This window comes from Acidovorax sp. SUPP2539, assembly GCF_030158975.1.
Classification (GTDB): Bacteria; Pseudomonadota; Gammaproteobacteria; order Burkholderiales; family Burkholderiaceae_C; genus Paracidovorax.
The window spans coordinates 484,260-509,414 of the sequence record NZ_BQXJ01000004.1 but is presented as its reverse complement, the minus strand read 5'-3'; the positions used below and the strand labels follow the sequence as shown (position 1 = coordinate 509,414).

Sequence of the window (25,155 nt, the reverse complement as noted above, 5' to 3'; positions counted from 1 at the left end):
AGGCGGCCACCATGGGCGGCCGGGTAATCCATCGGCCGATCAGTCTGCCGTGGCCTCTTCCGGCTCGGCCGGCTCGGATTTCGCCGAGCGCTCCCGCTTGGGCAGCGGCTGGATGTCCAGCAGCACCTCGGGCGTTTCCACGCCTTTTTCGTCCGTCTTCACCTCGATGTCCACCGTGAGACGGCCACCTTCGGTCAGGCGGCCGAAGAGCAGTTCGTCGGCCAGGGCACGGCGGATGGTGTCCTGGATCAGGCGCTGCATCGGGCGGGCGCCCATCAGCGGATCGAAGCCCTTCTTGGCCAGGTGCTTGCGCAGCGTGTCGGTGAAGGTCACCTCCACCTTCTTCTCGCTCAGCTGGGTTTCGAGTTGCAGCAGGAACTTGTCCACCACGCGCAGGATGATCTGCTCGTCCAGCGCCTTGAAGTTCACGATGGCATCCAGCCGGTTGCGGAACTCAGGCGTGAACAGGCGCTTGATGTCGCCCATTTCGTCGCCCGCCTGCCGCGGGTTCGTGAACCCGATGGTGGCCTTGTTCATGGTCTCGGCACCCGCGTTCGTCGTCATGATGATGATGACGTTGCGGAAGTCGGCCTTGCGCCCGTTGTTGTCGGTCAACGTGCCGTGATCCATCACCTGCAGCAGCACGTTGAAGATGTCCGGATGCGCCTTTTCGATCTCGTCGAGCAGCAGCACGGAGTGCGGCTTCTTCGTGACCGCCTCGGTCAGCAACCCACCCTGGTCGAACCCGACATAGCCCGGAGGCGCACCGATCAGGCGGCTCACCGCATGGCGCTCCATGTACTCGGACATGTCGAAGCGGATCAACTCGATGCCCATGATGTAGGCGAGCTGCTTGGCCGCTTCGGTCTTGCCGACGCCGGTGGGGCCGCTGAACAGGAACGAGCCGATCGGCTTGTCGCCCTTGCCCAGGCCCGAACGCGCCATCTTCACAGCGGAAGCGAGCACCTCCAGCGCCTTGTCCTGGCCGAACACCACGCTCTTGAGGTCGCGCTCGATGGTCTGCAGCTTGCTGCGGTCGTCGTTGGACACGTTCGCGGGCGGAATGCGCGCGATTTTCGCCACGATTTCCTCGATCTCGGCCTTGCCGATGGTCTTCTTGCGCTTGCTGGCGACCTGGATGCGCTGCGCCGCGCCGGCTTCGTCGATCACGTCGATCGCCTTGTCGGGCAGGTGACGGTCGTTGATGTACTTGGCCGACAGCTCGGCCGCCGCTTGCAGTGCCGCCGCAGCGTACTTCACGCTGTGGTGCTCTTCGAAACGCGACTTGAGGCCCTTGAGGATGTCCACCGTTTCCTGCACGGTCGGCTCCACCACGTCGACCTTCTGAAAACGGCGCGACAGGGCCGCGTCTTTTTCGAAGATGCCGCGGTATTCGGTGAACGTGGTCGCGCCGATGCATTTGAGCTGGCCGCTGGAGAGCGCCGGCTTGAGCAGGTTGGAAGCGTCCAGCGTGCCGCCCGAGGCCGCACCGGCGCCGATCAGAGTGTGGATTTCGTCGATGAACAGCACCGCGTTGGGCTTGTCCTTGAGCGACTTGAGCACACCCTTCAGGCGCTGCTCGAAATCACCACGGTACTTGGTGCCCGCCAGCAAGGCGCCCATGTCGAGCGAATACACGACCGCCTCGGCCAGGATCTCCGGCACGTCGTTCTGCGTGATGCGCCAGGCCAGGCCCTCGGCGATGGCCGTCTTGCCCACGCCGGCTTCGCCCACCAGCAGCGGGTTGTTCTTGCGGCGCCGGCACAGGATCTGGATCGTGCGCTCTACCTCGTAGTGGCGGCCGATCAGCGGGTCGATCTTGCCGTCCTTGGCCGCCTGGTTGAGGTTCTGGGTGTATTGCTCGAGCGGCGAGGCTTTCTCGTTGCGCTCGCCACCGCCACCGCCCTCTTCGCCTTCGGCCTGGTTCTCAGGTTTGGCGGGTTCCGGCGGCTCGCCCTTCTTGATGCCGTGGGCAATGAAATTGACCACGTCCAGGCGCGTGACGCCCTGCTGGTGCAGGTAGTACACGGCGTGCGAATCCTTCTCGCCGAAGATCGCCACGAGCACGTTGGCGCCCGTGACTTCCTTCTTGCCGTTGCCCGTGGACTGCACGTGCATGATGGCGCGCTGTATCACGCGCTGGAAACCCAGCGTGGGCTGCGTGTCCACCTCGTCGGTGCCGGCGACCTGGGGGGTGTTGTCTTTGATGAAATTGGCCAGCGATGAACGCAGATCATCGATGTTGGCCGAACATGCGCGCAGCACTTCGGCTGCGCTGGGGTTATCTAGCAGTGCAAGCAGCAGATGCTCCACGGTAATGAACTCGTGGCGCTGCTGGCGGGCCTCGACAAAGGCCATGTGCAAGCTGACTTCCAGTTCCTGGGCAATCATGTGAACTCCTTTGTGCTTGCGTGGAAGGGATTACTGTAGATCGGGACCAAAGGCCGTTTATTCAACAGGCTCGCTGAGGCATTGCAGCGGATGCCCCGCCTTGTGGGCCGCCTCGCGGACCTGCTCCACTTTGGTGGCGGCGACATCGCGGGAATACACCCCACATACGCCTTTGCCGTCCAAATGGATTTTCAGCATGATCTGCGTGGCGGCTTCCCGGTCTTTGCTGAAGAATTCCTGCAGCACGACGATGACGAATTCCATCGGCGTGAAGTCATCATTGAGCATGACCACCTGAAACATTTGCGGCGGCTGGGTCTTTTGCGTGCGACGTTCGAGCACGACCGAACCGCCATCGTCCCGCGCTGGCGTCCTGGTGGGCGGAGCGGGGGTGGGGGAAGGTGGTTTAGTTGCCATGGATTTCATTCTAGCGAGCCACGGCGGTCGACGCAGCCTCTCCCATGTAGTGATCACCCAACGGTGTTTCAAGCCTCACTCCGCGCTTCATCTAGCCCGCGTCGTACACCACATTGACCGAACCGGTGCCGGCCTGGGCGCTCCACGCCGCCAAAGCGGCATCGGAGGGGAAGAAACGGCTGCCCTCGCCCAGTTGCAACTCCGCCACGGCCTGGCCCTGGCCGGCCTTGCAGCGGATGCCCATGCGCACCCGAAGGCCGTGCACCAGCACCTCGCCCTGCTCGGTTTCCTGCCGGCGGGGTGGGAATTCACGCACCAGGCGCTGCACGTCCGGCGCGGTATCGCCAATGGCAACCTGCAGGTAGCGCCCGAACTTGGCCCGCGCCGCCGCCAGGTCCCACACCTGCTGCACCTTGACCCGCAGCCCGCCGCTGAAATGGTCGAGCTGCAGGCGGCCGCTCATGACCACGAATTCGTCGTCCTTCAGCATGTCCCGGTGGGCATTGACCACGTTCTCGTCAGCCGAGGCTTCGATGGTGGCGGACTTGTCGTCCAGCTTGAACAAGGCCAGCCGGCCCCGCTGCCCGTTGATGACCCGGAAATCGCTGATGATGCCGGCCAGGATCTGGGTTTCTCGGCTGTCGAGCAGTTCCTCGATCTGCGTGCGCACGAAACGGCGCACTTCGCTGGCCACCTCGTCGAACAGATGGCCCGACAAGTAGAAGCCCACGGCCGTCTTTTCCTGGGTGAGGCGTTCCTTCACGCCCCAGGGCACCATCTCGACGAGTTCGGGCTCCTGCGTGCTGGAGCCGTGGGCGTCCTCGCCCATCATGTCGAACAGGCCGCCCTGGTTGGCGTTGGCCAGCGTCGCGTTCGCGAAGTCGAACGCCCGGTCGATCGAGGCAACGAGCGAGGCCCGGTTCATGTTCATGGCATCGAAGGCGCCCGCCTTGATGAGCGCCTCCAGCGTGCGCTTGTTCAGGCGCGTGCGGTCCACGCGCACGCAGAAGTCGAACAGGCTGGTGAAAGGGCCCTTGGTGTCGCCGCGCGGTCCCGCCCCGCGCCCGTCCCGGGCCGCGATGATGGCCTCGATCGCCTGCTGGCCGGTGCCCTTGATGGCGCCCAGTCCGTAGCGGACGACCTTGTCCGTGACCGGCTCGAACCGGTACATGCCCCGGTTCACGTCCGGCGGCTCGAACGTCAGCCCGAACTTCTTCATGGCGTCTTCGAACAGCACCTTGAGCTTGTCGGTGTCGTCCATTTCCACCGTCATGTTGGCGCAGAAGAATTCGGCCGTGTAGTGCACCTTGAGCCAGCCGGTCTGGTAGGCCAGCAGCGAGTAAGCGGCCGCGTGCGACTTGTTGAAGCCGTACCCCGCGAACTTCTCCATCAGGTCGAACACCTCGTCGGCCTTTTCCTGGCTGATGTTCTGTTTGGCCGCACCCGCGCGGAAGATCTCGCGGTGCTCGGCCATCTCCTCGGCCTTCTTCTTGCCCATCGCCCGGCGCAGCATGTCGGCGCCGCCGAGCGAGTAGCCGCCCAGCACCTGGGCGGTCTGCATCACCTGCTCCTGGTACACCATGATCCCGTAGGTTTCCGACAGCACCTTCTCGACCAGCGGATGGGGGTACTCCACCACCTCCTTGCCGTGCTTGCGGTTCACGAAACTGGGGATCAGGTCCATCGGACCCGGCCGGTACAGCGCGTTCAGAGCGATCAGGTCTTCCAGCCGGCTGGGGCGTGCCTCCTTGAGCATGCCCTGCATGCCGCGGCTTTCAAACTGGAACACGGCTTCGGTCTTGCCATCGGAGAACAGCTGGTAGGTGCGCGCATCGTCCAGCGGAATGTTCTCGAACGTGAAGTTCTCCTGGCCCTTGTGGCGCTTGACGATGAACTCCTTGGCGATCTCCAGGATGGTCAGCGTGGCCAGGCCCAAGAAGTCGAACTTCACCAGGCCGATGGCTTCCACATCGTCCTTGTCGTACTGGCTCACGGCGGAATCGCTGCCCGGCTGCTGGTAGAGCGGGCAAAAATCGGTGAGCTTGCCTGGGGCGATGAGCACGCCCCCGGCGTGCATGCCGATGTTGCGGGTCATGCCCTCGAGCTTTTGCGCCATCTCGATGATGGTCTTGACGTCTTCTTCCTTCTGCACGCGCTCGGCCAGCAGCGGCTCCAGTTCGAGTGCGTAGTTGTTCTTGTCGCCTTCCTTCTTGGGGTTGGGCGGGTACTGCAGCGTGTACGACATGCCGGGCTTGCCCGGCACGAGCTTGGAAATGCCGTCGCAAAACGTGTAGCTCATGTCCATGACCCGGCCCACGTCGCGGATGGCGGCCTTGGCGGCCATGGTGCCGAACGTGGCGATCTGGCTCACGGCATCCTTGCCGTACTTGTCCTTCACATAGTCGATCACGCGATCGCGGTTGGACTGGCAGAAATCGATGTCGAAGTCGGGCATCGACACCCGCTCGGGGTTCAGGAACCGCTCAAACAGCAGGTTGTACTGCAGTGGGTCCAGGTCGGTGATCTTGAGCGCATAGGCCACCAGCGAGCCCGCACCGGAGCCCCGGCCCGGCCCTACCGGGCAGCCGTTGTTCTTGGCCCACTGGATGAAGTCCCCCACGATCAGGAAGTAGCCCGGGAACCCCATCTTCAGGATGGTGTTGATCTCGAACTCCAGCCGCTCCAGGTAGCGCGGGCGCTCCTTGTCGCGCTCGGCCTCCTTGGGGTACAGGTGCGCCAGGCGCTCTTCCAGCCCCGCCAGCGAAGCCACCCGGAAGTACTCGTCGATGGGCATGCCACCCGGGGTGGGAAAGTCCGGCAGTTGCGGCTTGCCCAGCACCAGGGTCAGGTTGCAGCGCTTGGCGATCTCCAGCGTGTTGGCGATCGCGGACGGCACGTCGGCGAACAGCGCCTCCATCTGCGCGCTCGATTTGAAGTACTGCTCGCGCGTGAACTTGCGCACGCGCCGCTGGTTGCCCAGGATTTCGCCCTCGGAGATGCACACACGCGCTTCATGGGCCTCGTAATCGTCGGCCGTGGCGAACTGCACGGGATGGGTCGCGACGACGGGGAGGTTCAGCCGGGCGGCCAGTTGCACGGCCGACACCACGTGGGCTTCGTCGTCGGGCCGGCCGGCGCGCTGTATCTCCAGGTAGAAGCGATGCGGGAACAACCCGGCCAGCCGCAGTGCCAGGCGCGCGGCTCCCGCGTCGTCGCCCTTCACGATGGCCTGTCCCACGGGACCGGCCTGGGCACCCGCCAGCGCGATGAGGCCTTCGCCCAGTTCCTCCAGCCAGGCCCAGGTGCACAGGGGCTGGTTCTTCACCACGTTGCGCGTCCAGGCGCGCGCGAGCAGTTCCGACAGGTTCAGGTACCCCTGCTTGCCCTGCACCAGCAGGATCATGCGGGAAGGTGGATTGCCCGGCTCCTCGGGCTCGACGAACACTTCGGCGCCCAGCACGGGCTTGACGCCCTTGCCCCGCGCTTCTTTGTAGAACTTGATGGCGCCGAAAAGATTGCCGAGGTCGGTGATCGCCAGAGCGGGCTGGCCGTCCTTGGCGGCCGCCTTGGCCACTTCATCGATGCGGTTGGTGCCGTCGACGACGGAAAATTCGGTGTGCAGGCGCAAATGGACAAACATGGCGGGTATTGTAGGAACGCCCGCTTCCCTGCCCCGCGCCAGAGCCCCGGCGTTTCGTTCAGGCCGCCGGCTGGCACGCCGGTACAATCCGGCTCCTGCCCGATCGCCGCGGCCAGCCCCCTGTGGCCGTCCCGGCCCCTGATCGGAAGCGGGAACCGATGCCCTTCTTTTGCCTGAAAGCTGCCTCCATGCCGCGTTTTCCCCTGCCCCTGTTGTCTGCCCTGCTGGCCGCCGGCCTGATGGCGGGCTGCTCCAGCACCCCCGAAGACAAGACCGCCGGCTGGAGCCCCAATCGCATCTACTCCGAAGCCCGCGACGAACTCAACAGCGGCGGCTACGACAAGGCCGTGCCCCTGCTGGAAAAGCTCGAAGGCCGCGCGGCCGGCACGCCGCTGGCGCAGCAGGCCCAACTGGAAAAGGCCTACGCCCAGTACAAGGCCGGCGAAAAAGCCCAGGCCATCGCCACGCTGGACCGCTTCATGAAGCTGCACCCCGCCAGCCCCGCCTACGACTACGCGCTGTACCTGAAGGGCCTCGTCAACTTCAACGACAACCTGGGGCTGTTCTCCTGGCTGTCGCGGCAGGACCTGTCCGAACGCGACCAGAAGGCGGCCAAGGATTCGTTCGAGTCCTTCCGCGAGCTGACCACGCGGTTCCCGGAATCGCGCTATGCCCAGGACTCGCGCCAGCGCATGACCTACATCGTCAATTCCCTGGCGCAGTACGAAGTGCACGTGGCCCGCTACTACTACGAGCGCGGCGCCTATGTGGCCGCCATCAGCCGGGCGCAGATCGCCCTGGCCGACTACAAGGAAGTGCCTGCGCTGGAAGAGGCCCTGTACATCCTGGTGAAGTCCTACGATGCGCTGGGCATGACCCAGTTGCGCGACGATGCGCAACGTGTGATGGCGAGTTCCTACCCGCAGAGCGAATTGAACCGCGATGGCCTCAAGGCCAAGTCGGAGCCGTGGTGGAAGGTGTGGTGAGCGCGCGCAGCGCCGCATCGAATTCCTGCGCCGTGTGAAGGCGCCGCATGGGTGGCAAGGCTGACAGCAGGCGCTTGCCGTAGCCCATCTCGACCAGGCGGGTGTCAGCCACCACCAGCACGCCCCGATCGGTTTCGCTGCGAATCAACCGCCCCGCGCCCTGCTTGAGGGCGATCGCGGCCTCCAGCAGCGAAAAGTACCGGAAAGCGCTGCGTTTGGCCTGTTCCAGCCGCTGGGAGCGCGCCTCCACCAGCGGATCGCCCGGTGGCGGAAACGGCAGTTTGTCGATCACCACCAGTTGCAGGGCCTCGCCCGGCACGTCGAACCCTTCCCAGAACGTGGCGGACGCGACCAGCACGCACCCTGCCCGCCCCTCGGACGCGCCTTCGCGGAACCGCTCCATCAAACGCCGCTTGGGCCACTGTCCCTGCACCAGCACCTCGATGCCGGAATCCGCAGCGAACCGGGCCTGCAGCGCATCGCCGATGGTCCGCAGGGCCTTGAGCGTGGTGGTGAGCACCAGGGTGCGCCCTCCGAGCACCATCACCGCGCCGCCCACCCAGGCCGCCAATGCCGCGCTGTGGGAGGGGTCGGAAGGCTTGGGCAGTTCCAGGGGCACATGGAAGGCCGCCTGCGATGCATAGTCGAACGGGCTCTCCACCCGCAGGATGCGCGCGTCCTGCAAACCGCAGGGCTCGGTGAACCAGCGCAGGCTCGCATCGTCCCCCAGGGTGGCCGAGGTGAAGATCCATGCACGGGGCTTGCCCTGCGACAGCACCGCGGCCGCATCCGGCTCGTCCCAGGCCGAGGCCTCGGCCTCAGGCTCGGGCTCGCCAGCGGGCAGTTGCCACAGGGACCGCATCGGGCCCGCGATGTCGAGCGGCGCTTCCACGAGCCGCAACGCGCCCGCCACATCCACCCATCGGACCGCATCCGCGCCACAAGGCTGGGAAAAGCCGTCCATGCGCTCCATGAGCTGCACCGCACGGCCATGCAGGCGCACGAAGTCCGGGGCGATCTCGCTCACGGTGTCCAGCGCCGCCAGGGCGGTGCGGCAGGCACCGACCACCTGGTGCATGGCCGCATGCCATTCGCCGAGGTCCACGCCGTCGGGCACCTCGCCGGTCCAGCGCAACCGCGAACCCGCCGGGGCACGGCCTGCGGCCAAGCGCAGGTCGCGGCCGGCGCGGTCCAGCGCGGCGGCCACACCCAGCCAATCGGCCAGCCCGCGGGCGAATTGCAAGCCCGCCGCCATCACGTCGCGCGAAAAGTCCAGCAACTGCGCGGTGGAGGCTTGCCGGCCCATGAATTGCACGCCGGTTTCGTTCAGTTGGTGCGCTTCGTCGAAGACGACGACGCGCACGGAAGGCAGCAGTTCGGCCATGCCGGAATCGCGAACGGCCTGGTCCGCGAAAAAGAGGTGGTGGTTGATCACCACCACATCGGCAGCCAGCGCCTCGCGCCGGGCACGGTGGACATGGCAGGCCCGAAAGCGCGGGCACGGCGAACCCAGGCAGTTCTCGCGGGTGGAGGTGACCAGCGGAATCACCGGAGACCGCTCATCCAGCCCCGGCAGCTCGGCCAGGTCGCCGCTCACCGTGCCCTGCGACCAGGTTTCCACCCGGGCCAGCACCCGCGCCACGGCCGCATCGTGCGCGGCGCCGTCCTGGCGCGCCAACTCCATGCGGTGCAGGCAAAGGTAGCTGGCCCGCCCCTTGAGCAACGCGGTGCGCACCGGCAAAGCCAGCGCCTGAACGAGGCGGGGCAGGTCGCGTGCGAACAGCTGGTCCTGCAGCGCCTTGGTGGCGGTGGACACCAGCACCCGCTCGCCACTGAGCAACGCCGGCACCAGATAGGAAAACGTCTTTCCGACGCCCGTTCCCGCCTCCACCACCAGAGCGCCGCCCTGCTCGATGGTCTCGGCCACCGCCAGCGCCATCTCGGTCTGGCCGGCGCGGGGCGAGAAATGCGCCTGGGCCAGCGACAGCACGCCGCCCTCTTCGAACGCGGCCTGCACGCCATGGACGAGCGATTCGATGCGAGGCAGGTCCATGCCGTTCATCCCCGCCTGCGTTCGCGGGCGACCGCACCGGACCGCATGGTGGGACCGGGAGGAGACGGACAGGAAAAAAGGCGGTGCAAGGAAAGGAGGAAGGAGAGGCGTCGCATGGCAAAACCGCCAAAGGGCGCCCGATAATACGTGCTTCGCCCGGCCCTTCGGCCGGCCCGCGCCTTCCACCATTTCTGCCATGACCAAACCGTTTCGCCTCACTGCGTCAACCGGCATCCACAAAGGCGATCGTGAATACCAGCAGGACCAGGTCGCGTTGATCGCCCACCCCCGCTACAACGGCTGCGTGCTCGGGGTCGTGGCAGACGGCATGGGGGGGCGCAGCGGGGGGCGCAAGGCGTCCGACCAGGTGATGCTCACGGCCCGGCAATGGTTCGAGCGGTATTCGCCGGACACCGACGACACCGCGACGATGCTCAAGCACATGGTGGAAGAGGCGCACATCGTGATCCGCCTCACCGCCATCTCGGCCGAGCAGGAGCCCCACAGCACGGTGGCGGCCTTCATCATCAATCCCCGGGGCGACTGCCATTGGGCGCATGCCGGCGATTCGCGCATCTACCACTTCCAGGGCGCGCGGCTGGCCCATCGCACCAGCGACCACTCGTATGTGCAGGCCCTGGTCGACCGCGGCGAAATCACCGAGGCCGAGGCCAACACCCATCCGCACTCCAACATCCTGGTGGGCTGCCTGGGCACCGAGAGCGATCCGCCGGTGGCCCAGCACATGATTCCTCAACTGCTGCCGGGCGACGTGCTCCTGGCGTGCAGCGACGGTGTCTGGCACTATTTTTCGCCCACGGAACTGGCCTCGGTGGTGGACTCGCTGTCCCCGCGCGAAGCCACGGAATTCCTCATCGAGAAAGCGCGGTCACGGGCCCGTGGCGGCGGGGACAACCTCTCGCTCGCCATCGTGAAGATCGAGGCGCTGGCCGAAGAGAAGAAGCCGGCCCGGCTCGTCCGCTGAGCCGAGCGCCCGGCGCCCCCCGCTCCAAGGGCCGGGCCCACCATGGCGGGGCAACGTGCCTGGTGCGAGACGCGGTTCGCCGCCGACTTCAGGGGGCAGCGCTGGCCGATGGAACCGGCGGTGGCGGTGGCGGTGGCGGCGGCAGCGCCGCTGCCGGCTTGCGGCCCTGGGCTTCGGCATCGGCCCTCGCCTTCTCGTGCTTTTCGCGCCGCTCCTGGGCGGCCTTCTGCTTGGCCTCGTAGCGGGCGCGCGCCTCGGAAATCTGGCCGGGTTGCGCCGCCGCGCGCTCGGCCTTGGCGGCGTCGTGCGACTGCTCCCGCGAGTGCTGCTGTGCGGCGCGCTGCTGCGCGTCGTGCTCGCGCTCCGCACGGCCCTGCGCTTGCGCCTGGGCGCGGGATGCGGCCTGCATGGGCGCCGGGCGTTCGCCGGCTTCGAGCTTCTCGCGCTGCTCCTGCTGCTTTTGCTCGATCGACTGCACGCGCAAGGCCGCCTTTTCGCGGCGATCGGCGTCGTTCAAGGCCACTTCGCGCTGCCGCAGGGCGCTTTCCTGGTCCCGCACCTGCGCCCGCACGCCGATCAGGCAGTCTTCGACGGAAAAGCGCTGATAGCAGACGGCCTCTTCCTTGATGCGCCGCGCCTCCAGTGCGCGGCGGTCGCGCTGGATCTGGTCGCGCTCGGCGCGGCGCTCGGCCTGCGCGGCATCGGCAGCGGCGCGCGATGCAGCCAGCGGGGACTGGGCCGCAGCCAGCGTCGAGGCGAGCGCCAGTGCGGTGGCAAGGGAAAGGCGTTGGAAGGATGGCATGGTGAGAAAAGAGGTTACGTCAGTCCGGTGTCCACCACGCGCCGCTCCAGGTCCAGGAACTCCTTGGACTGCATTTCATTGAGCCGGGAGACGGTGCGCGGAAATTCATGGGCCAGAGGGCCCTCGGTGTACAGCGCTTCGGGCGGCACGGCGGCGGACAGGATGAGCTTGACGCGCCGGTCGTACAGCACGTCCACCAGCCACGTGAAGCGCCGGGCCGGCGACGCCATCGACACGGGCATGTGGGGCACATCCGACAGCAGCACGGTGTGGAACTGCGTGGCGATTTCCAGGTAGTCGTTCTGCGAGCGGGGCCCGCCGCACAGCACGCTGAAATCGAACCAGACGACGCCGCCGGCCTTGCGGCGCGCACGGATCTCGCGCGCCTCGATGTGCAGCACCGGGTCTTCGTCGCGCACTTCGGCCAGCTGGTCGAACGCCTCGGACATCTCCACATCGGCCTGGGGCCCGAGCGGCGTGTGGTACAGCCGCACCATCTCCAGCGTGCGGCGGCGGTAGTCGGTGCCGTTGTCCACATTGACCACTTCCATCCGCTGGTTCAGCAGCTCGATGGCCGGCAGGATGCGGTCGCGGTGCAGCCCGCCGGGGTACAGCCCGTCGGGCTCGAAATTGGAGGTGGTGACGAAACCCACGCCGTTGTCGAACAGCGCCGCCAGCAGGCGGTGCAGGATCATCGCGTCGGTGATGTCCGCCACATGGAACTCGTCGAAGCAGATGAGCTTGTAGCGCTTGGAGATGCGCTCGCCCAGCACATCCAGCGGATTGACGGTGCCCTGCAGGCCCGCCAGTTCGCGGTGCACTTCGCGCATGAACTCGTGGAAATGCAGCCGCACCTTGCGGCGGATGGGCACGGCGTTGAAAAAGCAGTCCATGAGAAAGCTCTTGCCCCGCCCCACGCCGCCGTACATGTACACGCCACGCGGCACCTCGGGCCGGTTGATGAGCTTCTTCAAGGCGTTGGAGCGGCGCTCCTTGTACAGCGCCCAATCGTCGGCACACCGCTGCAACGCCTCGACGGCGCGCAGCTGGGCCGGATCGCTTTGATAGCCCTTGCTGGCCAGCTCCGCCTCATACGCCTGCTTCACATTCACACGCACACTCCAAACGCTATAAAAAATATAGCTGCCTGCGCTAGTGTTTCAAGCGCAGGCAGCCATTTTTACCCAAAGTCCCGGGATCAGAAGTTTAGCGTGCGCTTGTCCACGGCCAGGGCCGCTTCCTTGGTGGCTTCGCTCAAGCTCGGATGGGCGTGGCAGATGCGCGCGATGTCTTCGGCGCTGGCCTTGAACTCCATGGCGACCACGGCTTCGGCGATCAGTTCGCTGGCCATGGGGCCGACGATGTGCACGCCCAGGATCTCATCCGTGGCCGCGTCGGCCAGGAACTTGACCATGCCGGTCGTGTCGCCCAGCGCGCGGGCGCGGCCGTTGGCCAGGAATGGGAACGTGCCGGCCTTGTACTTCACGCCGTCCGCCTTGAGCTGCTGCTCGGTGCGGCCCACCCATGCGATCTCGGGATTGGTGTAGATCACCCAGGGGATGGTGTTGAAGTTCACATGGCCATGCTGGCCCGCAATGCGCTCGGCGACGGCCACGCCCTCTTCCTCGGCCTTGTGCGCCAGCATCGGGCCACGCACCACGTCGCCCACTGCCCAAACGCCCGGCAGGTTGGTCTTGCAATCGGCATCGACCACGATCGCGCCGCGCTCGTCCAGCTGCAGACCCACGGCTTCGCCGTTGAGACCGATGGTGTTGGGCACGCGGCCGATGGACACGATGAGCTTGTCCACTTCCAGCGTCTGGGCTTCGCCCTTGGCGTTGGTGTAGGCCACGCTCACGCTCTTCTTGCCGGTCTTGATCTCGCCGATCTTCACGCCCAGCTCGATCTTGAGGTTCTGCTTGTCGAACGCCTTCTTGGCTTCCTTGGCGATCTGCTCGTCCACCGCACCCAGGAACGTGGGCAGCCCTTCCAGCACCGTCACTTCGGCGCCCAGGCGGCGCCAGACCGAACCCATTTCCAGGCCGATCACGCCGGCGCCGATCAGGCCCAGCTTCTTGGGCGTCTCGCCGATGCGCAGGGCACCGTCGTTGGAGAGGATGTGCTCTTCGTCGAACGGCACGCCGGGCAGCGCGCGGGCATTGGAGCCCGTGGCCAGGATGATCTGCTTGCCGGTGATGGACTCTTCGGCAGCGCCGGCCACGTGGATTTCATAGCCACCTTCGGCGGCCTTCACGAACGAGCCACGGCCGTGGAAGAACGTAATTTTGTTCTTCTTGAACAGGTACAGGATGCCGTCGTTGTTCTGCTTCACCACGCTGTCCTTGCGGGCGATCATCTTGGCCACGTCCATGCGCACGTCCTTGACCTCGATGCCATGGTCGGCGAAGTGGTGGTTGGCCTGGTCGAAATGCTCGGACGACTGCAGCAGCGCCTTGGAGGGGATGCAACCCACGTTGGTGCAGGTGCCGCCCGGTGCAGGGCCACCCTTGCCGTTCTTCCACTCGTCGATGCAGGCCACGTTGAAGCCCAGTTGCGCGGCACGGATGGCAGCGATGTAGCCGCCGGGGCCGCCACCGATCACGATCACGTCGAATTGTTTGCTCATGTCAATCTCACTCAATCAGTTGAAGAAAGACCCACCGGCGGGCGCGGCCAACGGCCGGGCCACGCGGGCGGGTCCATCCAGGGGGATCAGATGTCGAACAGCAGGCGGGAAGGATCTTCCAGCGCTTCTTTCATGGCCACCAGGCCCAGCACGGCTTCACGGCCGTCGATGATGCGGTGGTCGTACGACATGGCCAGGTAGTTCATCGGGCGGATGACGATCTGGCCGTTTTCCACCACGGCACGGTCCTTGGTGGCGTGCACGCCCAGGATGGCCGACTGCGGCGGGTTGATGATGGGGGTGGACAGCATGGAGCCGAACGTGCCGCCATTGGAGATCGAGAACGTGCCGCCGGTCATCTCTTCGATGCCCAGCTTGCCGTCCTTGGCCTTCTGGCCGAACTCGGCGATCTTCTTTTCGATGTCGGCGAACGTCATCTGGTCGGCATTGCGCAGGATGGGCACCACCAGGCCGCGGGGCGAGCCCACGGCGATGCCGATGTCGAAGTAGCCGTGGTAGACGATGTCGTTGCCGTCGACCGAGGCGTTCAGCACCGGGTACTTCTTCAGGGCATGCACGGCCGCCTTCACGAAGAAGCTCATGAAGCCGATCTTCACGCCGTGTTCCTTGGTGAAGGCGTCCTGGAACTTCTTGCGCATGTCCATCACCGGGGCCATGTTCACTTCGTTGAACGTGGTCAGGATGGCGTTGGTCGATTGCGACTGCAGCAGGCGCTCGGCCACGCGGGCGCGCAGGCGGCTCATGGGCACGCGCTGCTCGGGGCGGCCGCTCAGGTCTTCCTTGGCGGTGGGCGCAGCCACCTGCGGCAGCGCCTTGGTGGGCACGCCCGTGGGGATCGCGCTCGGTGCGGCCGCGGCGGCCTTGCCCGTGCCCGATGCCACGGCACCCAGCACGTCGCCCTTGGTCACGCGGCCATCCTTGCCCGTGCCGGCCACGGCCGAAACGGACAGGTTGTTGTCAGCCAGCAGCTTGGCGGCGGCGGGCATGGCCACGTCGCCCTTGGAGCCGCCCGCGGCAGCGGGGGCTGCAGCGGCTGGTGCGGGTGCCGCAGCTGCGGGCGCGGCGGCGGCAGTGGCTGCCGCAGCAGGAGCGGCGGCTGCGCCGGCCTTGCCTTCGGTGTCGATCTTGGCGATGAGCTGGTCGGCCACCACGGTGGCGCCGTCGCCTTGCACGATTTCCGCCAGCACGCCGGCCGAGGGAGCGGGCACTTCGAGCACGACCTTGTCGGTCTCGATTTCGATCAGGATTTCATCGACGGCGACAGCCTCGCCGGCCTTCTTCTTCCACGTGAGCATCGTGGCTTCCGCCACGGATTCGGACAGTTGGGGGACTTTGACTTCAACGATAGCCATGGGAATTCTTTCGGGGTTTGTTTCTGCTTTTTGTGTGTTCGGGTTTCCGGCCTTACTTGGTCAGGACAAACCCCTTGAGCTTGGCGAACGCGCCGTCCACCAGGGCCTTTTGCTGCTCCTGGTGCAGGTGCGAATAGCCCACCGCGGGCGATGCCGAGGCGGCACGGCCGGAGTAACCCAGCTTCTGGCCTTCGAGCATGTTCTCGTGGATGTAGTGCTGCACGAAGAACCAGGCGCCCTGGTTCTGCGGCTCGTCCTGGCACCACACGATGTCGGTGGCGTTCGGGTATTTCTTCAGCTCAGCGGCGAAGGCCTTGTGCGGGAAAGGATAGAGCTGTTCCACGCGCAGGATGACGACGTCGTCGGCTTCCTTCTCTTCGCGCTTCTTGACCAGATCGTAGTACACCTTGCCCGAGCAGGCGATCACGCGCTTGACCTTCTCGGCCTTCTTCTCGATGGCTTCGTTCTGCTCCGGGATCACCGTCTGGAAGCTGCCCTTGGTGAACTCGGACAGCGGCGAGGTCGCGTCCTTGTTACGCAGCAGCGACTTCGGCGTCATGATGATCAGCGGCTTGCGCAGGTGGCGAACCATCTGGCGGCGCAGCACGTGGAAGATCTGGCTGGCGGTGGTGGGCTGCACCACCTGCATGTTGGCGTCGGCCGACAGCTGCATGAAGCGCTCCAGGCGGGCCGAGCTGTGCTCGGGGCCCTGGCCTTCGTAGCCGTGCGGCAGCATCAGCGTGATGCCGTTCACGCGGCCCCACTTCACTTCGCCGGAGGCGATGAACTGGTCGATCACGACCTGCGCGCCGTTGGCGAAGTCGCCGAACTGCGCTTCCCAGATCACGAGCGTGTTGGGGTCGTTGGAGGCATAGCCGTATTCGAAGCCCAGCACCGCCTCTTCGGACAGGATGGAGTCGATCACGACGAACGGTGCCTGGTTCTCGCTGACGTTCTGCAGCGGCACGTAGGTGCCCGTGTCCCACTTCTCGCGCTTTTGGTCATGGATGACCGAGTGGCGGTGCGTGAACGTACCGCGGCCGCAGTCCTCGCCGGACAGGCGCACGGGGAAGCCGCTGGCCACCAGCGAGGCAAAGGCCATGTGCTCACCCATGCCCCAGTCCACCGGAATGTCGCCACGGCCCATGGCGGCGCGGTCGTCGTACACTTTCTTGACCAGTTGGTGCGGCGTCACGCCTTCAGGAATGGTGGTGATCTTTTCGGACAGGCGCTTCCACTCGGCCAGCGGGATGGCGGTGTCGCCGGCATCGGTCCACTTCTTGCCCAGGAAGGGGCTCCAGTCCACCGCGTACTTGCTCTTGAAGTTGGTCAGCACCGGATCGACCGTGTGCTTGCCCGCATCCATGGCGGCGCGGTAGGCCTTGGACATGTCGTCGCCCAGGGTCTCGCCCAGGCCCTGCGTGGCCAGCTTGTCGGCGTACAGCTTGCGGGTGCCGGGGTGCGCACCGATCTTCTTGTACATCAGCGGCTGGGTGAGCGCGGGCGTGTCCTGCTCGTTGTGGCCCAGCTTGCGGAAGCAGATGATGTCCACCACCACGTCCTTCTGGAACTCCATGCGGAATTCGAGGGCGAGCTGCGTGGCGAACACGACCGCTTCTGGATCGTCGCCGTTCACGTGCAGCACGGGCGACTCGATCATCTTGACCACGTCCGTGCAATACAGCGTGGAGCGGCTGTCGCGCGGATCGGAGGTGGTGAAGCCGATCTGGTTGTTGATGACGATGTGCACCGTGCCGCCCGTGGAATAGCCACGGGTCTGGGCCAGCGCCAGCGTTTCCTGGATGACGCCCTGGCCGGCGAAGGCCGCGTCGCCGTGCACCAGCACGGGCAGCACCTGCTTGCCATGCGGGTCGGCGCGGCGGTCCATGCGGGCGCGCACCGAACCTTCCACGACGGGGTTCACGATTTCCAGGTGGGACGGGTTGAAGGCCAGCGACAGGTGCACCGGGCCGCCAGGGGTGCTGACGTCGGAGCTGAAGCCCTGGTGGTACTTCACGTCGCCTGCCGGCAGGTCTTCCGGAGCGGTGTGGTCGAACTCGGCGAACAGGTCCTTGGGCATCTTGCCCAGCGTGTTCACCAGCACGTTCAGGCGGCCGCGGTGGGCCATGCCGATCACGATTTCCTGAACGCCCTTGGTGCCGGCGGCCTGGATGAGCTCATCCATGGCGGCGATGAAGCTTTCGCCGCCTTCGAGCGAGAAGCGCTTTTGGCCGACGTACTTCGTGTGCAGGAAACGCTCCAGGCCTTCGGCGGCCGTGAGGCGGTCCAGGATGTGCTTTTTCTTGTCGGGACCGAAGCTGGGCTTGCTGCGGATGGTCTCGAGCTTTTCCTGCCACCAGCGCTTCTGGTTCTGGTCGGTGGCATACATGTACTCGACCCCGATCGAGCCGCAGTACGTTTCGCGCAGCGCGTTGGTCAGCTCGCGCAACGGCATGGCTTCCTTGCCGAAGAAGGTGTTGCTCGTGTTGAACACCGTTTCCTGGTCGGCGTCGCTGAAGCCGTAGAAGGAGGCTTCGAGTTCGGGAATTTCAGGGCGCTCGGTGCGCTTCAGGGGGTCCAGATCGGCCCAGCGCTGGCCGACATTGCGGTAGGCCGAGATCAGTTGCTGAACAGCGGTGCGCTTGCGGCCCATTTCGGAGTCGGCGCCAGTGGCACCGACGACCTTCGTGCCGCCTTGCTTGGCGCGCTCGGCGAAGGCATTGACCACGGGCAGGTGGGGCACGTCCTTGGCGTTCGATCCGTCGACGGCAGGCACGTGCTGCAGGGCATCGAAGTATTCGCGCCAAGTGTCGGGCACGCTGCCGGGGTTGACGAGATAGTTCTCGTACATCTCTTCGACATAGGGCGCATTGCCGCCGAAAAGATAGGTGTTGCCTTGGTAGGCTTGGTATACGGATGTCGTATCGCTCATATTCCGCTGACCTCCGCTTCCCTGAGGGAAGCATTAGCTGGTGGGTAAAACCTTCCGCGACACGGCTGAACCGATTGGCGGATGCGACTGTGGCTGGGGAAGGGCCGGGGGTGCGGGCGCCATTGTGCCACCGAACGCCCAGGAGCGAGCCCTACACGGCGTAAGCGCGTGTTCCTTCGCCGCCGTGTCACTGCGGTCGCTTACATTTCGTCATTATCCGTACCCCGCCTCTATGAACTCACCCACCCTTCAGAGCCGCACGCTGTTGCTTCTTCTCATCGCGGTCACTGTCGCGTTCTTCGCCATCCTGTGGCCGTTCCACGGAGCGGTTTTCTGGGGCGTCATCCTGGCGATCCTGTTCACGCCGCTGCACCGGCGGCTGCTGCGGCGCATGCGCGGGCGGCGCAACCTGGCGGCCCTGTGCACCCTGGGACTGTGCCTGGTGATCGTGATCCTGCCCATGACCTTCATCAGCATTTCGCTGGTCCAGGAGGCCGGACTCATCTACGAACGCATGAAATCGGGGCAGCTCAACTTCGGCGCCTACGTACAGCAGGTGCTGAGTGCCCTGCCCTCCTGGCTGCTGGGCCTGCTGGACCGCTTCAACCTCACCTCGGCCGCCGAGGTGGAGGCCAAGCTCTCGTCCGTGTCCGTTCAGGCTGGCCAGTTCCTGGCCACCAAGGCGCTGGACGTGGGCCAGAACACGCTGCAGTTCATCGTGAGCTTCGGCATCATGCTGTACCTGCTGTTCTTCCTGGTGCGTGACGGCAGTTCGCTGGTCAACCGCATCCGCCAGGCCGTGCCCCTCGACGAAGAGCACAAGCGCCAGCTGGCCAGCAAGTTCACCACGGTGATCCGCGCCACCGTCAAGGGCAACATCGTGGTGGCCGCCGTGCAGGGTGCGCTGGGCGGGGGGATCTTCTGGATCCTGGGCATCCAGGGCCCCATCCTCTGGGGCGTGCTGATGGCCTTCCTGTCGCTGCTGCCGGCCATCGGTGCCGGCCTGATCTGGGGCCCGGTGGCCATCTACTTCTTCGCGACCGGCGCCATCTGGCAAGGGTCGGTGCTGGTGGCTTTTTGCGTCTGCGTGATCGGGCTGGTGGACAACGCCCTGCGCCCGGTGCTGGTGGGCAAGGACACGAAGATGCCGGACTACATCGTCCTCATCTCCACGCTGGGCGGCATGGCCCTGTTCGGGCTGACCGGTTTCGTGATCGGCCCGGTGATCGCAGCGCTCTTCATCGCCACCTGGGACCTGTTCTCGCAACCCGCCGATTCCCCGATAAAGTAACAGCGCAGCACCCGCCGGCCTCCGTGCCGGCCGCCATGCGCCATGCCCCAGATTTCGCCCCGTCGCCTCGTCCTGCTGGCCCTCGTGCTGTCGGCAGGCATCGGTGCGCTCTTCGTGCGGGCGATCCTCACGATCCGCGATGACGCCTGGTCGTACGCGCTGCACACCAACAGCAGCCTGGCACGCACCATCGAGCAGAACATCCAGCGCACCCTGAACGGCTTCGACTACTCGCTGGTCGGGGTGGCCAAGAGCCTGTCGGACCCCGGCCTGCCGAGCCTGAGCCCGCAGATGCGCAACACGTTCCTGTTCGACCATTCCCTGCACACGCCCGGCCTGGGTGCGGTCGCGGTGTTGGACGACAAGGGCAACGTGGTGATGCGATCCACCAGCCTGGAGCGCCTGAACCTCAACCTGGCCGACCGGGATTATTTCCAGGTGCACCAGACCAGCCAGCGCGAGGGGCTGTACATCGGCAACCCCATCCGGGGCCGGGTGTCGGGCTCGTACAGCCTGCCCATCAGCCGCGCGTATTTCCGCGGCGACGGCAGCTTCGGCGGCGTCGTGGTGGGCACTGTGCGAATCGATTATTTCAAGGAGCTGTTCGCCTCCATCGATGTCGGGCCGATGAGCCGGGTCGAGCTGTGGAGCACCCGCGACGGCACCACCGTCGCGCGCTTTCCCTATGCCGAAAAGGATGTCGGCCAGCCGATGGACGACTCCGGCCTGCTCACGCGGCTGCAGACGGTCGACAGCGGCAGCTACACGGCGCAGGACCCGCAGGACCGCACCGAGCGGCTGCACACCTTCCGCCGCATCGGCAACTACCCGCTGGCGGTGAGCGTCGGGCAGTCGGCGGACACCATCCTGGCCAAGTGGCGCGCCAGCGCCAAGGTGCTGGGCGCGTTCGCGGTGCTGCTGATGGCCGCCTGCCTGGGCCTGTCCGCCCTCTTCGCGCGGGAGCTGCAGCGCCGCCAGGCCATCGCGGCGCAGCTCAAGCAGGCCGAACACGACACGCGCACCATCCTGGACAACCTGCCTTCAATGGTGAGCTATTGGGACAAGGACCAGCACAACCGCTTCGCCAACCAGGCGTACATGGACTGGCTGGGCGTCTCGCGCGACCGCATGCCCAACGTGAAGCTGCTGGACGTGCTCGACCGGGGAACCTACGAACACGCGTTGACGCACATCCGGCAGGCGCTCAAGGGCCACAAGCAGGTCTTCGAGCGGACCATGCCCCTGCCCTCCGGCGAGGTGCGCCACACGCTGGTGTCGTACATCCCGGACAAGGAAGGCGACGAGGTGCAGGGCATCTTCGTGCAGATCGATGACCTGACCGACCGCAAGCGCATGGAAGACCTGCTGTTCGAGGAAAAGGAGCTGATCCGACTGACGCTGCAGTCCATCGGCGATGCGGTCATCTGCACCGATGCCGAGGGCTGCGTCACCTACATCAACCCGGTGGCCGAAAAAATGACCGGCTGGCAGGCCTTTCATGCCGCCGGATCGGACATCGACGACGTCGTGCCGCTGCAGCAGACGGGCAGCGACAGCGGCTTGAGCCCCACCCGCCAGGCGCTGGCAGAGGGCCGGGCCCAGCCCTCGAAACGCGGCGTGGTGCTCCAGTGCCGCGACGGACGGCGCATCGACATCGAGAAATCGGTCAGCCCCATCACCGACCGGCACGGGCACGTCACCGGTACGGTGATGGTGCTGCGCGACGTGACCGAGGCCATGGAGATGTCGCGCCGCATGGCCCACCTTGCGCAGTACGACGTGCTGACCGACCTGCCCAACCGCGTGCTGCTGCAGGACCGGGCCCAGCAGGCCATCGCGCACGCCCTGCGGGACGACCGCAGCCTGGCACTGATGTACATCGACCTGGACGGGTTCAAGCAGGTGAACGACACGCTCGGCCACGATGCCGGCGACCTGCTGCTGGTGCAGGTCGCCCGCCGCTTCAAGGGCGCGGTGCGGCATTCCGACACGGTGTGCCGCCAGGGGGGCGACGAGTTCATCGTGCTGCTGCCCAAGCTGGACAACGCCGACCAGGCCTGCCTGGTGTCGCAAAAGATCATGGCCGCGTGCGAACCGCCGTTCGATCTGCAGGGCGAGGTCCGGAAGATCGGCCTGAGCGGCGGCATCGCGCTGTTTCCGCAGCATGGCCGCAATTTCGAGGAGCTGTCGCGCAGCGCGGACATGGCGATGTATGCGGCCAAGCGCGCGGGGCGGGGGCATTTCCGGCTGTATGCCGGGCCCGACCAGGAGCCCACCATCGTGCCGGCGGACAAGAAATGACGGAATAAAAGCCGGCAAGGCCTACAGTTCCACCCCCGACCGGCCGATACTGCTTCATGTCCCTGTCCATCTCCTCCGCCTCCAGCACCTCCTCCACCAGCGTTTCGGGGAGCCGCTCTTCGGGCCAATCGAGCGGCGACATCGCGGCGCTTCAAAAGCAGCTCAAGGACCTCACGGCCGATCTCAAGCAGGCGTCGGCAGAAGCCAGCCAGGCGTCCGACCCCAACGACGCCAAAGCCAAGCAGCAGAAGTTGCAGGCGCTGCAGAACCAGATCCAGCTCGTGCAGCAGCAGATCGCAGCCATCCAGCAAGCCCAGCAACAGGAACAGCAACAAAAGGCCATGGAAAAGGCCATGGAACAGCAGCAGTCGGCCGACCAGAAGAAGACCCCGCCCGCCGCCTCCACCACGCTGGGCACGCAGGTCGATACCTTCGCCTGATCGCCGCGCACGGCGCCCAGCCGACCGCACGAACGCGCGGCGCGACCCAACGCCTCAAGCCAGCGATTTGCTATTTAATTGATAGCAATCAAGACAATCAATACCCCGGCATAGGGCCGAAAACACCCAAAATCGGCTCAACCCTCTCCATCCAGCCCGGCCGCGGACACCAGCCGCTGGGTATAGGGATGCCGGGGTGCATCCAGCACCGTCTGCACCGGGCCCGACTCCAGCACCTCGCCATCCTTCATCACGATCACGTCGTGCGCCATCGCACGGATGACCGCCACGTCGTGCGTGATGAGCAGGTAGCTGAGCGAACGCTCCTTCTGCAGGCGCTGCAGCAACGCCAGCACCTGCTGCTGGATGGTGACGTCGAGCGCGCTGGTGGGCTCGTCCAGCACCAGCAGCCGGGGGCTCAGGATGAGCGCACGGGCAATCGCCAGCCGCTGGCGCTGCCCTCCGGAAAACTCGTGCGGATAGCGCGCCAGCAGGCCCGGGAACTGCGCGTCGGTCAGTCCCACGTCCTGCAGCGCCGACTCCACGCGCGCGCGGCGGTCGGCGGGCGACAGGCCGGGCTCGTGCACCTGCAGTCCCTCGCCCACGATCTCCTCGACCGTCAGGCGCGGCGACAGCGACGAAAACGGGTCCTGGAACACCACCTGCACCTGCCGGCGCAAGGCCTGATTGGCCGGGGTGTTGCGCTGGGCCGGCAGTTGCCAGCCCAGCCCTGCGATCCGCAGGTCGCCCTGGTACGGCAGCAGCCCCAGCAGCGCCTGCGCCAGCGTGGACTTGCCCGAACCCGATTCGCCCACCACCCCGAGCGTGCGGGCCGGCGCGATGGAAAAGTCGGCCCCCTTCACCGCCACGAACTCCCCGCGGCGGAACCAGCCGCGGATGCCGGGCAGCGGCGTGGCATAGGCCACGCGCAGCGCGTGCGCCTGCGCGGCGGGCACCGCCGTGGCCGAGGGCTCCGGCTCCAGCACGTCGCGGCGCGGCACGCTGCCGATGAGCCGCTGCGTGTACGCATGCTGCGGCGCGCGGAACACGTCCGACACGGCGCCGGACTCCACCAGCACGCCGTGCTCCATGACCGCCACGCGGTCCGCGAACTTGCGCACCAGGTGCAGGTCGTGGGTGATGAGCAGCACGGCCATGCCGGTCTGGCGCTGCAGGTCGGACAGCAGGTCGAGGATCTGGCCGCGCAGCGTCACGTCCAGCGCGGTGGTGGGCTCGTCGGCCAGCAGCAAGCGCGGGCGGCTGGCCAGTGCCATGGCGATCATCGCGCGCTGGCGCTGCCCGCCCGACAGCTGGTGCGGGAACGCGTCCGCACGCCGGGCCGGCTCGGGAATGCCGGTGCTGGCCAGCAGTTCGACGGCCGCCTGGCGGGCCTGGGCACGCGAGAGCGCCTGTTTGAGCTGCAGCACCTCGGCCACCTGGTCCCCCACCGCCATGAGCGGGTTGAGCGCCGTCATGGGCTCCTGGAACACCATGGCGATGTCGCCGCCGCGCACACCGCGCATCTCGCGCTCGGACAGGGCCAGCAGGTCCTGCCCGTCCATCAACGCCCGGCCGGTGATGTGCGCATCGCCCGCCAGCCGCAGGATCGACAGCGCGGTGATGGTCTTGCCCGAGCCCGATTCGCCCACCAGCGCGAGCTTCTCGCCCGCTGCGATGTCGAAGCCGACCCCGCACACCACCTCTTTGTCGCCGAAGCGCACGTGCAGGTCTTGTACCTGCAGGAGCGGCGCCGACGAGGCGGCAGGCGAAGTGCCGGCCGAAGACGATGAAGCAGCAGAGTCTGGAATCGGCGCGGTGCCGCGCATGCGTGCGTCGCTCATGAATGGTCTGCCTTGCGGGGGTCGAGCGCATCGCGCAGCGCGTCGCCCATGAAGGTGAGCAGCAGCAGCGTGACCACCAGCGCCGCGAACGTGAACAGCGAAATCCACCAGGCGTCGATGTTGTTCTTGCCCTGGTTGAGCAGCTCGCCCAGCGACGGCGTGCCGGGCGGCACGCCCAGACCCAGGAAGTCCAGCGAGGCGAGCGCCAGGATGGCCGCGCTCATGCGAAACGGCAGAAAGGTCACCACCGGCGTCATGCTGTTGGGCAGGATGTGGCGCCAGATGATCTGCCCGTTGGGCACGCCCAGCGCGCGGGCGGCCTTCACGTAGTCGAGCTGCCGGTTGCGCAGGAACTCCGCGCGCACGTAGTCCGACAGGCCCATCCAGCCGAACAGCGACAGCAGCACCAGCAGCAGCCCCACGCTGGGGGCGAACACGGCGCTGAAGATGATGAGCAGGTACAGCTCGGGCATCGAACCCCAGATCTCGATGAAGCGCTGGAACGCCAGGTCGGTCTTGCCGCCGAAAAAGCCCTGGATCGCCCCGGTGATGACGCCCAGCAGCACGCCCACTACCGTGAGCGCGATGCCGAACAGCACGCTCACGCGAAAGCCGTAGATCAGTTGCGCGAGCAGGTCGCGGCCCCGGTCGTCCGTGCCCAGCCAGTTCTGCGCCGTGGGGCCGGACGGGTTGGCCGACTTCGCGAAATAGTTCAGCGTGTCCGGACCGTAGGGGTTCAGCGTGTACAGCGCCCAGTTGCTGCCTTGCTTCAGCCGCTCGCGGATGAACGGGTCCAGGTAGTCGGTGGGGGTGTCGAAATCGCCGCCGAAGGTCTTCTCGGGGTAGTCGTGCAGCATGGGCAGGTAGGTCTGCCCTTCGTAGCGCACGATCAGGGGACGGTCGTTGCTGATCAGCTCCGCCACCAGGCTCAGGGCCACCAGCGCGCTGAACAGGATCAGACTCCAGTAGCCCAGCCGATTGCGCTTGAAGCGGCGCCACGCACGGCGGCTGGGCGAGAGCGACGGGGCCACGGGCGCGGCGCCGCTCGGGGGGCGGCCACCGGCCAGCTCGGGGGGG

General features: G+C 66.3%; 16 protein-coding genes. 5 read left to right on the top strand and 11 right to left on the bottom strand.

Annotated elements, in window-relative coordinates:
- Positions 1-39 precede the first annotated feature (39 nt).
- The 3 genes from clpA to dnaE form a co-directional block, all read right to left on the bottom strand.
- Positions 40-2,391, bottom strand: a complete 2,352-nt coding sequence (gene clpA / locus AVTE2539_RS16975) for an ATP-dependent Clp protease ATP-binding subunit ClpA (RefSeq protein ID WP_272563802.1) — start codon at positions 2,389-2,391, stop codon at positions 40-42.
- A gap of 57 nt (positions 2,392-2,448) precedes the next feature.
- Positions 2,449-2,817: an ATP-dependent Clp protease adapter ClpS gene (clpS, locus tag AVTE2539_RS16970; RefSeq protein WP_272563803.1), complete on the bottom strand. Its 369-nt coding sequence runs from the start codon at positions 2,815-2,817 to the stop codon at positions 2,449-2,451.
- A gap of 82 nt (positions 2,818-2,899) precedes the next feature.
- The gene (gene dnaE, locus AVTE2539_RS16965) at positions 2,900-6,448 is read right to left on the bottom strand and encodes a DNA polymerase III subunit alpha (RefSeq protein ID WP_284412296.1); all 3,549 of its coding nucleotides are present in this window, start codon (positions 6,446-6,448) and stop codon (positions 2,900-2,902) included.
- Between the two features lie 188 nt (positions 6,449-6,636).
- Between dnaE and AVTE2539_RS16960 the strand changes: the two genes are divergently transcribed.
- Complete coding sequence (locus AVTE2539_RS16960) at positions 6,637-7,434, top strand: outer membrane protein assembly factor BamD (protein WP_272563805.1); 798 nt, start codon at positions 6,637-6,639, stop codon at positions 7,432-7,434.
- Here AVTE2539_RS16960 and yoaA read toward each other — a convergent pair.
- Positions 7,397-9,487: a DNA repair helicase YoaA gene (yoaA, locus tag AVTE2539_RS16955; protein ID WP_284412294.1), complete on the bottom strand. Its 2,091-nt coding sequence runs from the start codon at positions 9,485-9,487 to the stop codon at positions 7,397-7,399. The two genes, AVTE2539_RS16960 and yoaA, sit on opposite strands and share 38 nt — an antisense overlap.
- 196 nt (positions 9,488-9,683) lie before the next feature.
- On the opposite strand from yoaA, the gene AVTE2539_RS16950 reads away from it, so the two are divergent.
- Positions 9,684-10,472, top strand: coding sequence for a PP2C family protein-serine/threonine phosphatase (locus AVTE2539_RS16950; RefSeq protein WP_272563807.1), 789 nt, complete (start codon positions 9,684-9,686; stop codon positions 10,470-10,472).
- 88 nt (positions 10,473-10,560) lie between these two features.
- On the opposite strand, the gene AVTE2539_RS16945 is transcribed toward AVTE2539_RS16950, so the two are convergent.
- The 5 genes from AVTE2539_RS16945 to AVTE2539_RS16925 form a co-directional block, all read right to left on the bottom strand.
- Positions 10,561-11,274 carry a hypothetical protein gene (locus tag AVTE2539_RS16945; RefSeq protein WP_284412292.1) on the bottom strand — a complete coding sequence of 238 codons (714 nt, stop codon included), beginning with the start codon at positions 11,272-11,274 and terminating at the stop codon, positions 10,561-10,563.
- A 14-nt stretch (positions 11,275-11,288) separates the two neighbouring features.
- Positions 11,289-12,386, bottom strand: coding sequence for a cell division protein ZapE (zapE, locus tag AVTE2539_RS16940; RefSeq protein ID WP_284412290.1), 1,098 nt, complete (start codon positions 12,384-12,386; stop codon positions 11,289-11,291).
- Positions 12,387-12,472: 86 nt separating this feature from the next.
- Positions 12,473-13,900: a dihydrolipoyl dehydrogenase gene (lpdA, locus tag AVTE2539_RS16935; protein ID WP_284412288.1), complete on the bottom strand. Its 1,428-nt coding sequence runs from the start codon at positions 13,898-13,900 to the stop codon at positions 12,473-12,475.
- An 86-nt stretch (positions 13,901-13,986) separates the two neighbouring features.
- Complete coding sequence (gene odhB, locus AVTE2539_RS16930) at positions 13,987-15,273, bottom strand: 2-oxoglutarate dehydrogenase complex dihydrolipoyllysine-residue succinyltransferase (RefSeq protein WP_284412287.1); 1,287 nt, start codon at positions 15,271-15,273, stop codon at positions 13,987-13,989.
- Positions 15,274-15,325: 52 nt separating this feature from the next.
- The gene (locus tag AVTE2539_RS16925; RefSeq protein ID WP_284400425.1) at positions 15,326-18,205 is read right to left on the bottom strand and encodes a 2-oxoglutarate dehydrogenase E1 component; all 2,880 of its coding nucleotides are present in this window, start codon (positions 18,203-18,205) and stop codon (positions 15,326-15,328) included.
- A 232-nt stretch (positions 18,206-18,437) separates the two neighbouring features.
- Here AVTE2539_RS16925 and AVTE2539_RS16920 point away from each other — a divergent pair, with 232 nt between their 5' ends.
- The 3 genes from AVTE2539_RS16920 to AVTE2539_RS16910 are packed head-to-tail and all read left to right on the top strand — an operon-like array spanning position 18,438 to position 22,237.
- Positions 18,438-19,496, top strand: a complete 1,059-nt coding sequence (locus AVTE2539_RS16920) for an AI-2E family transporter (protein ID WP_284400427.1) — start codon at positions 18,438-18,440, stop codon at positions 19,494-19,496.
- 42 nt (positions 19,497-19,538) lie between these two features.
- Positions 19,539-21,797 (top strand): diguanylate cyclase domain-containing protein, encoded by a 2,259-nt coding sequence (locus tag AVTE2539_RS16915; protein ID WP_284412285.1) that lies wholly within the window; start codon positions 19,539-19,541, stop codon positions 21,795-21,797.
- 56 nt (positions 21,798-21,853) lie between these two features.
- Positions 21,854-22,237, top strand: coding sequence for a FlxA-like family protein (locus AVTE2539_RS16910; RefSeq protein WP_272563815.1), 384 nt, complete (start codon positions 21,854-21,856; stop codon positions 22,235-22,237).
- Positions 22,238-22,374: 137 nt separating this feature from the next.
- Here AVTE2539_RS16910 and AVTE2539_RS16905 read toward each other — a convergent pair whose 3' ends face one another.
- Together AVTE2539_RS16905 and AVTE2539_RS16900 are read right to left on the bottom strand one after the other, a co-directional pair.
- A complete protein-coding gene (locus AVTE2539_RS16905; protein WP_502868934.1) occupies positions 22,375-24,078 on the bottom strand; it encodes an ABC transporter ATP-binding protein in 1,704 nt (567 codons plus the stop codon).
- A complete protein-coding gene (locus AVTE2539_RS16900; protein WP_284412512.1) occupies positions 24,075-25,145 on the bottom strand; it encodes an ABC transporter permease in 1,071 nt (356 codons plus the stop codon). Before AVTE2539_RS16900 ends, AVTE2539_RS16905 begins: the two co-directional genes overlap by 4 nt.
- Positions 25,146-25,155 lie beyond the last annotated feature (10 nt).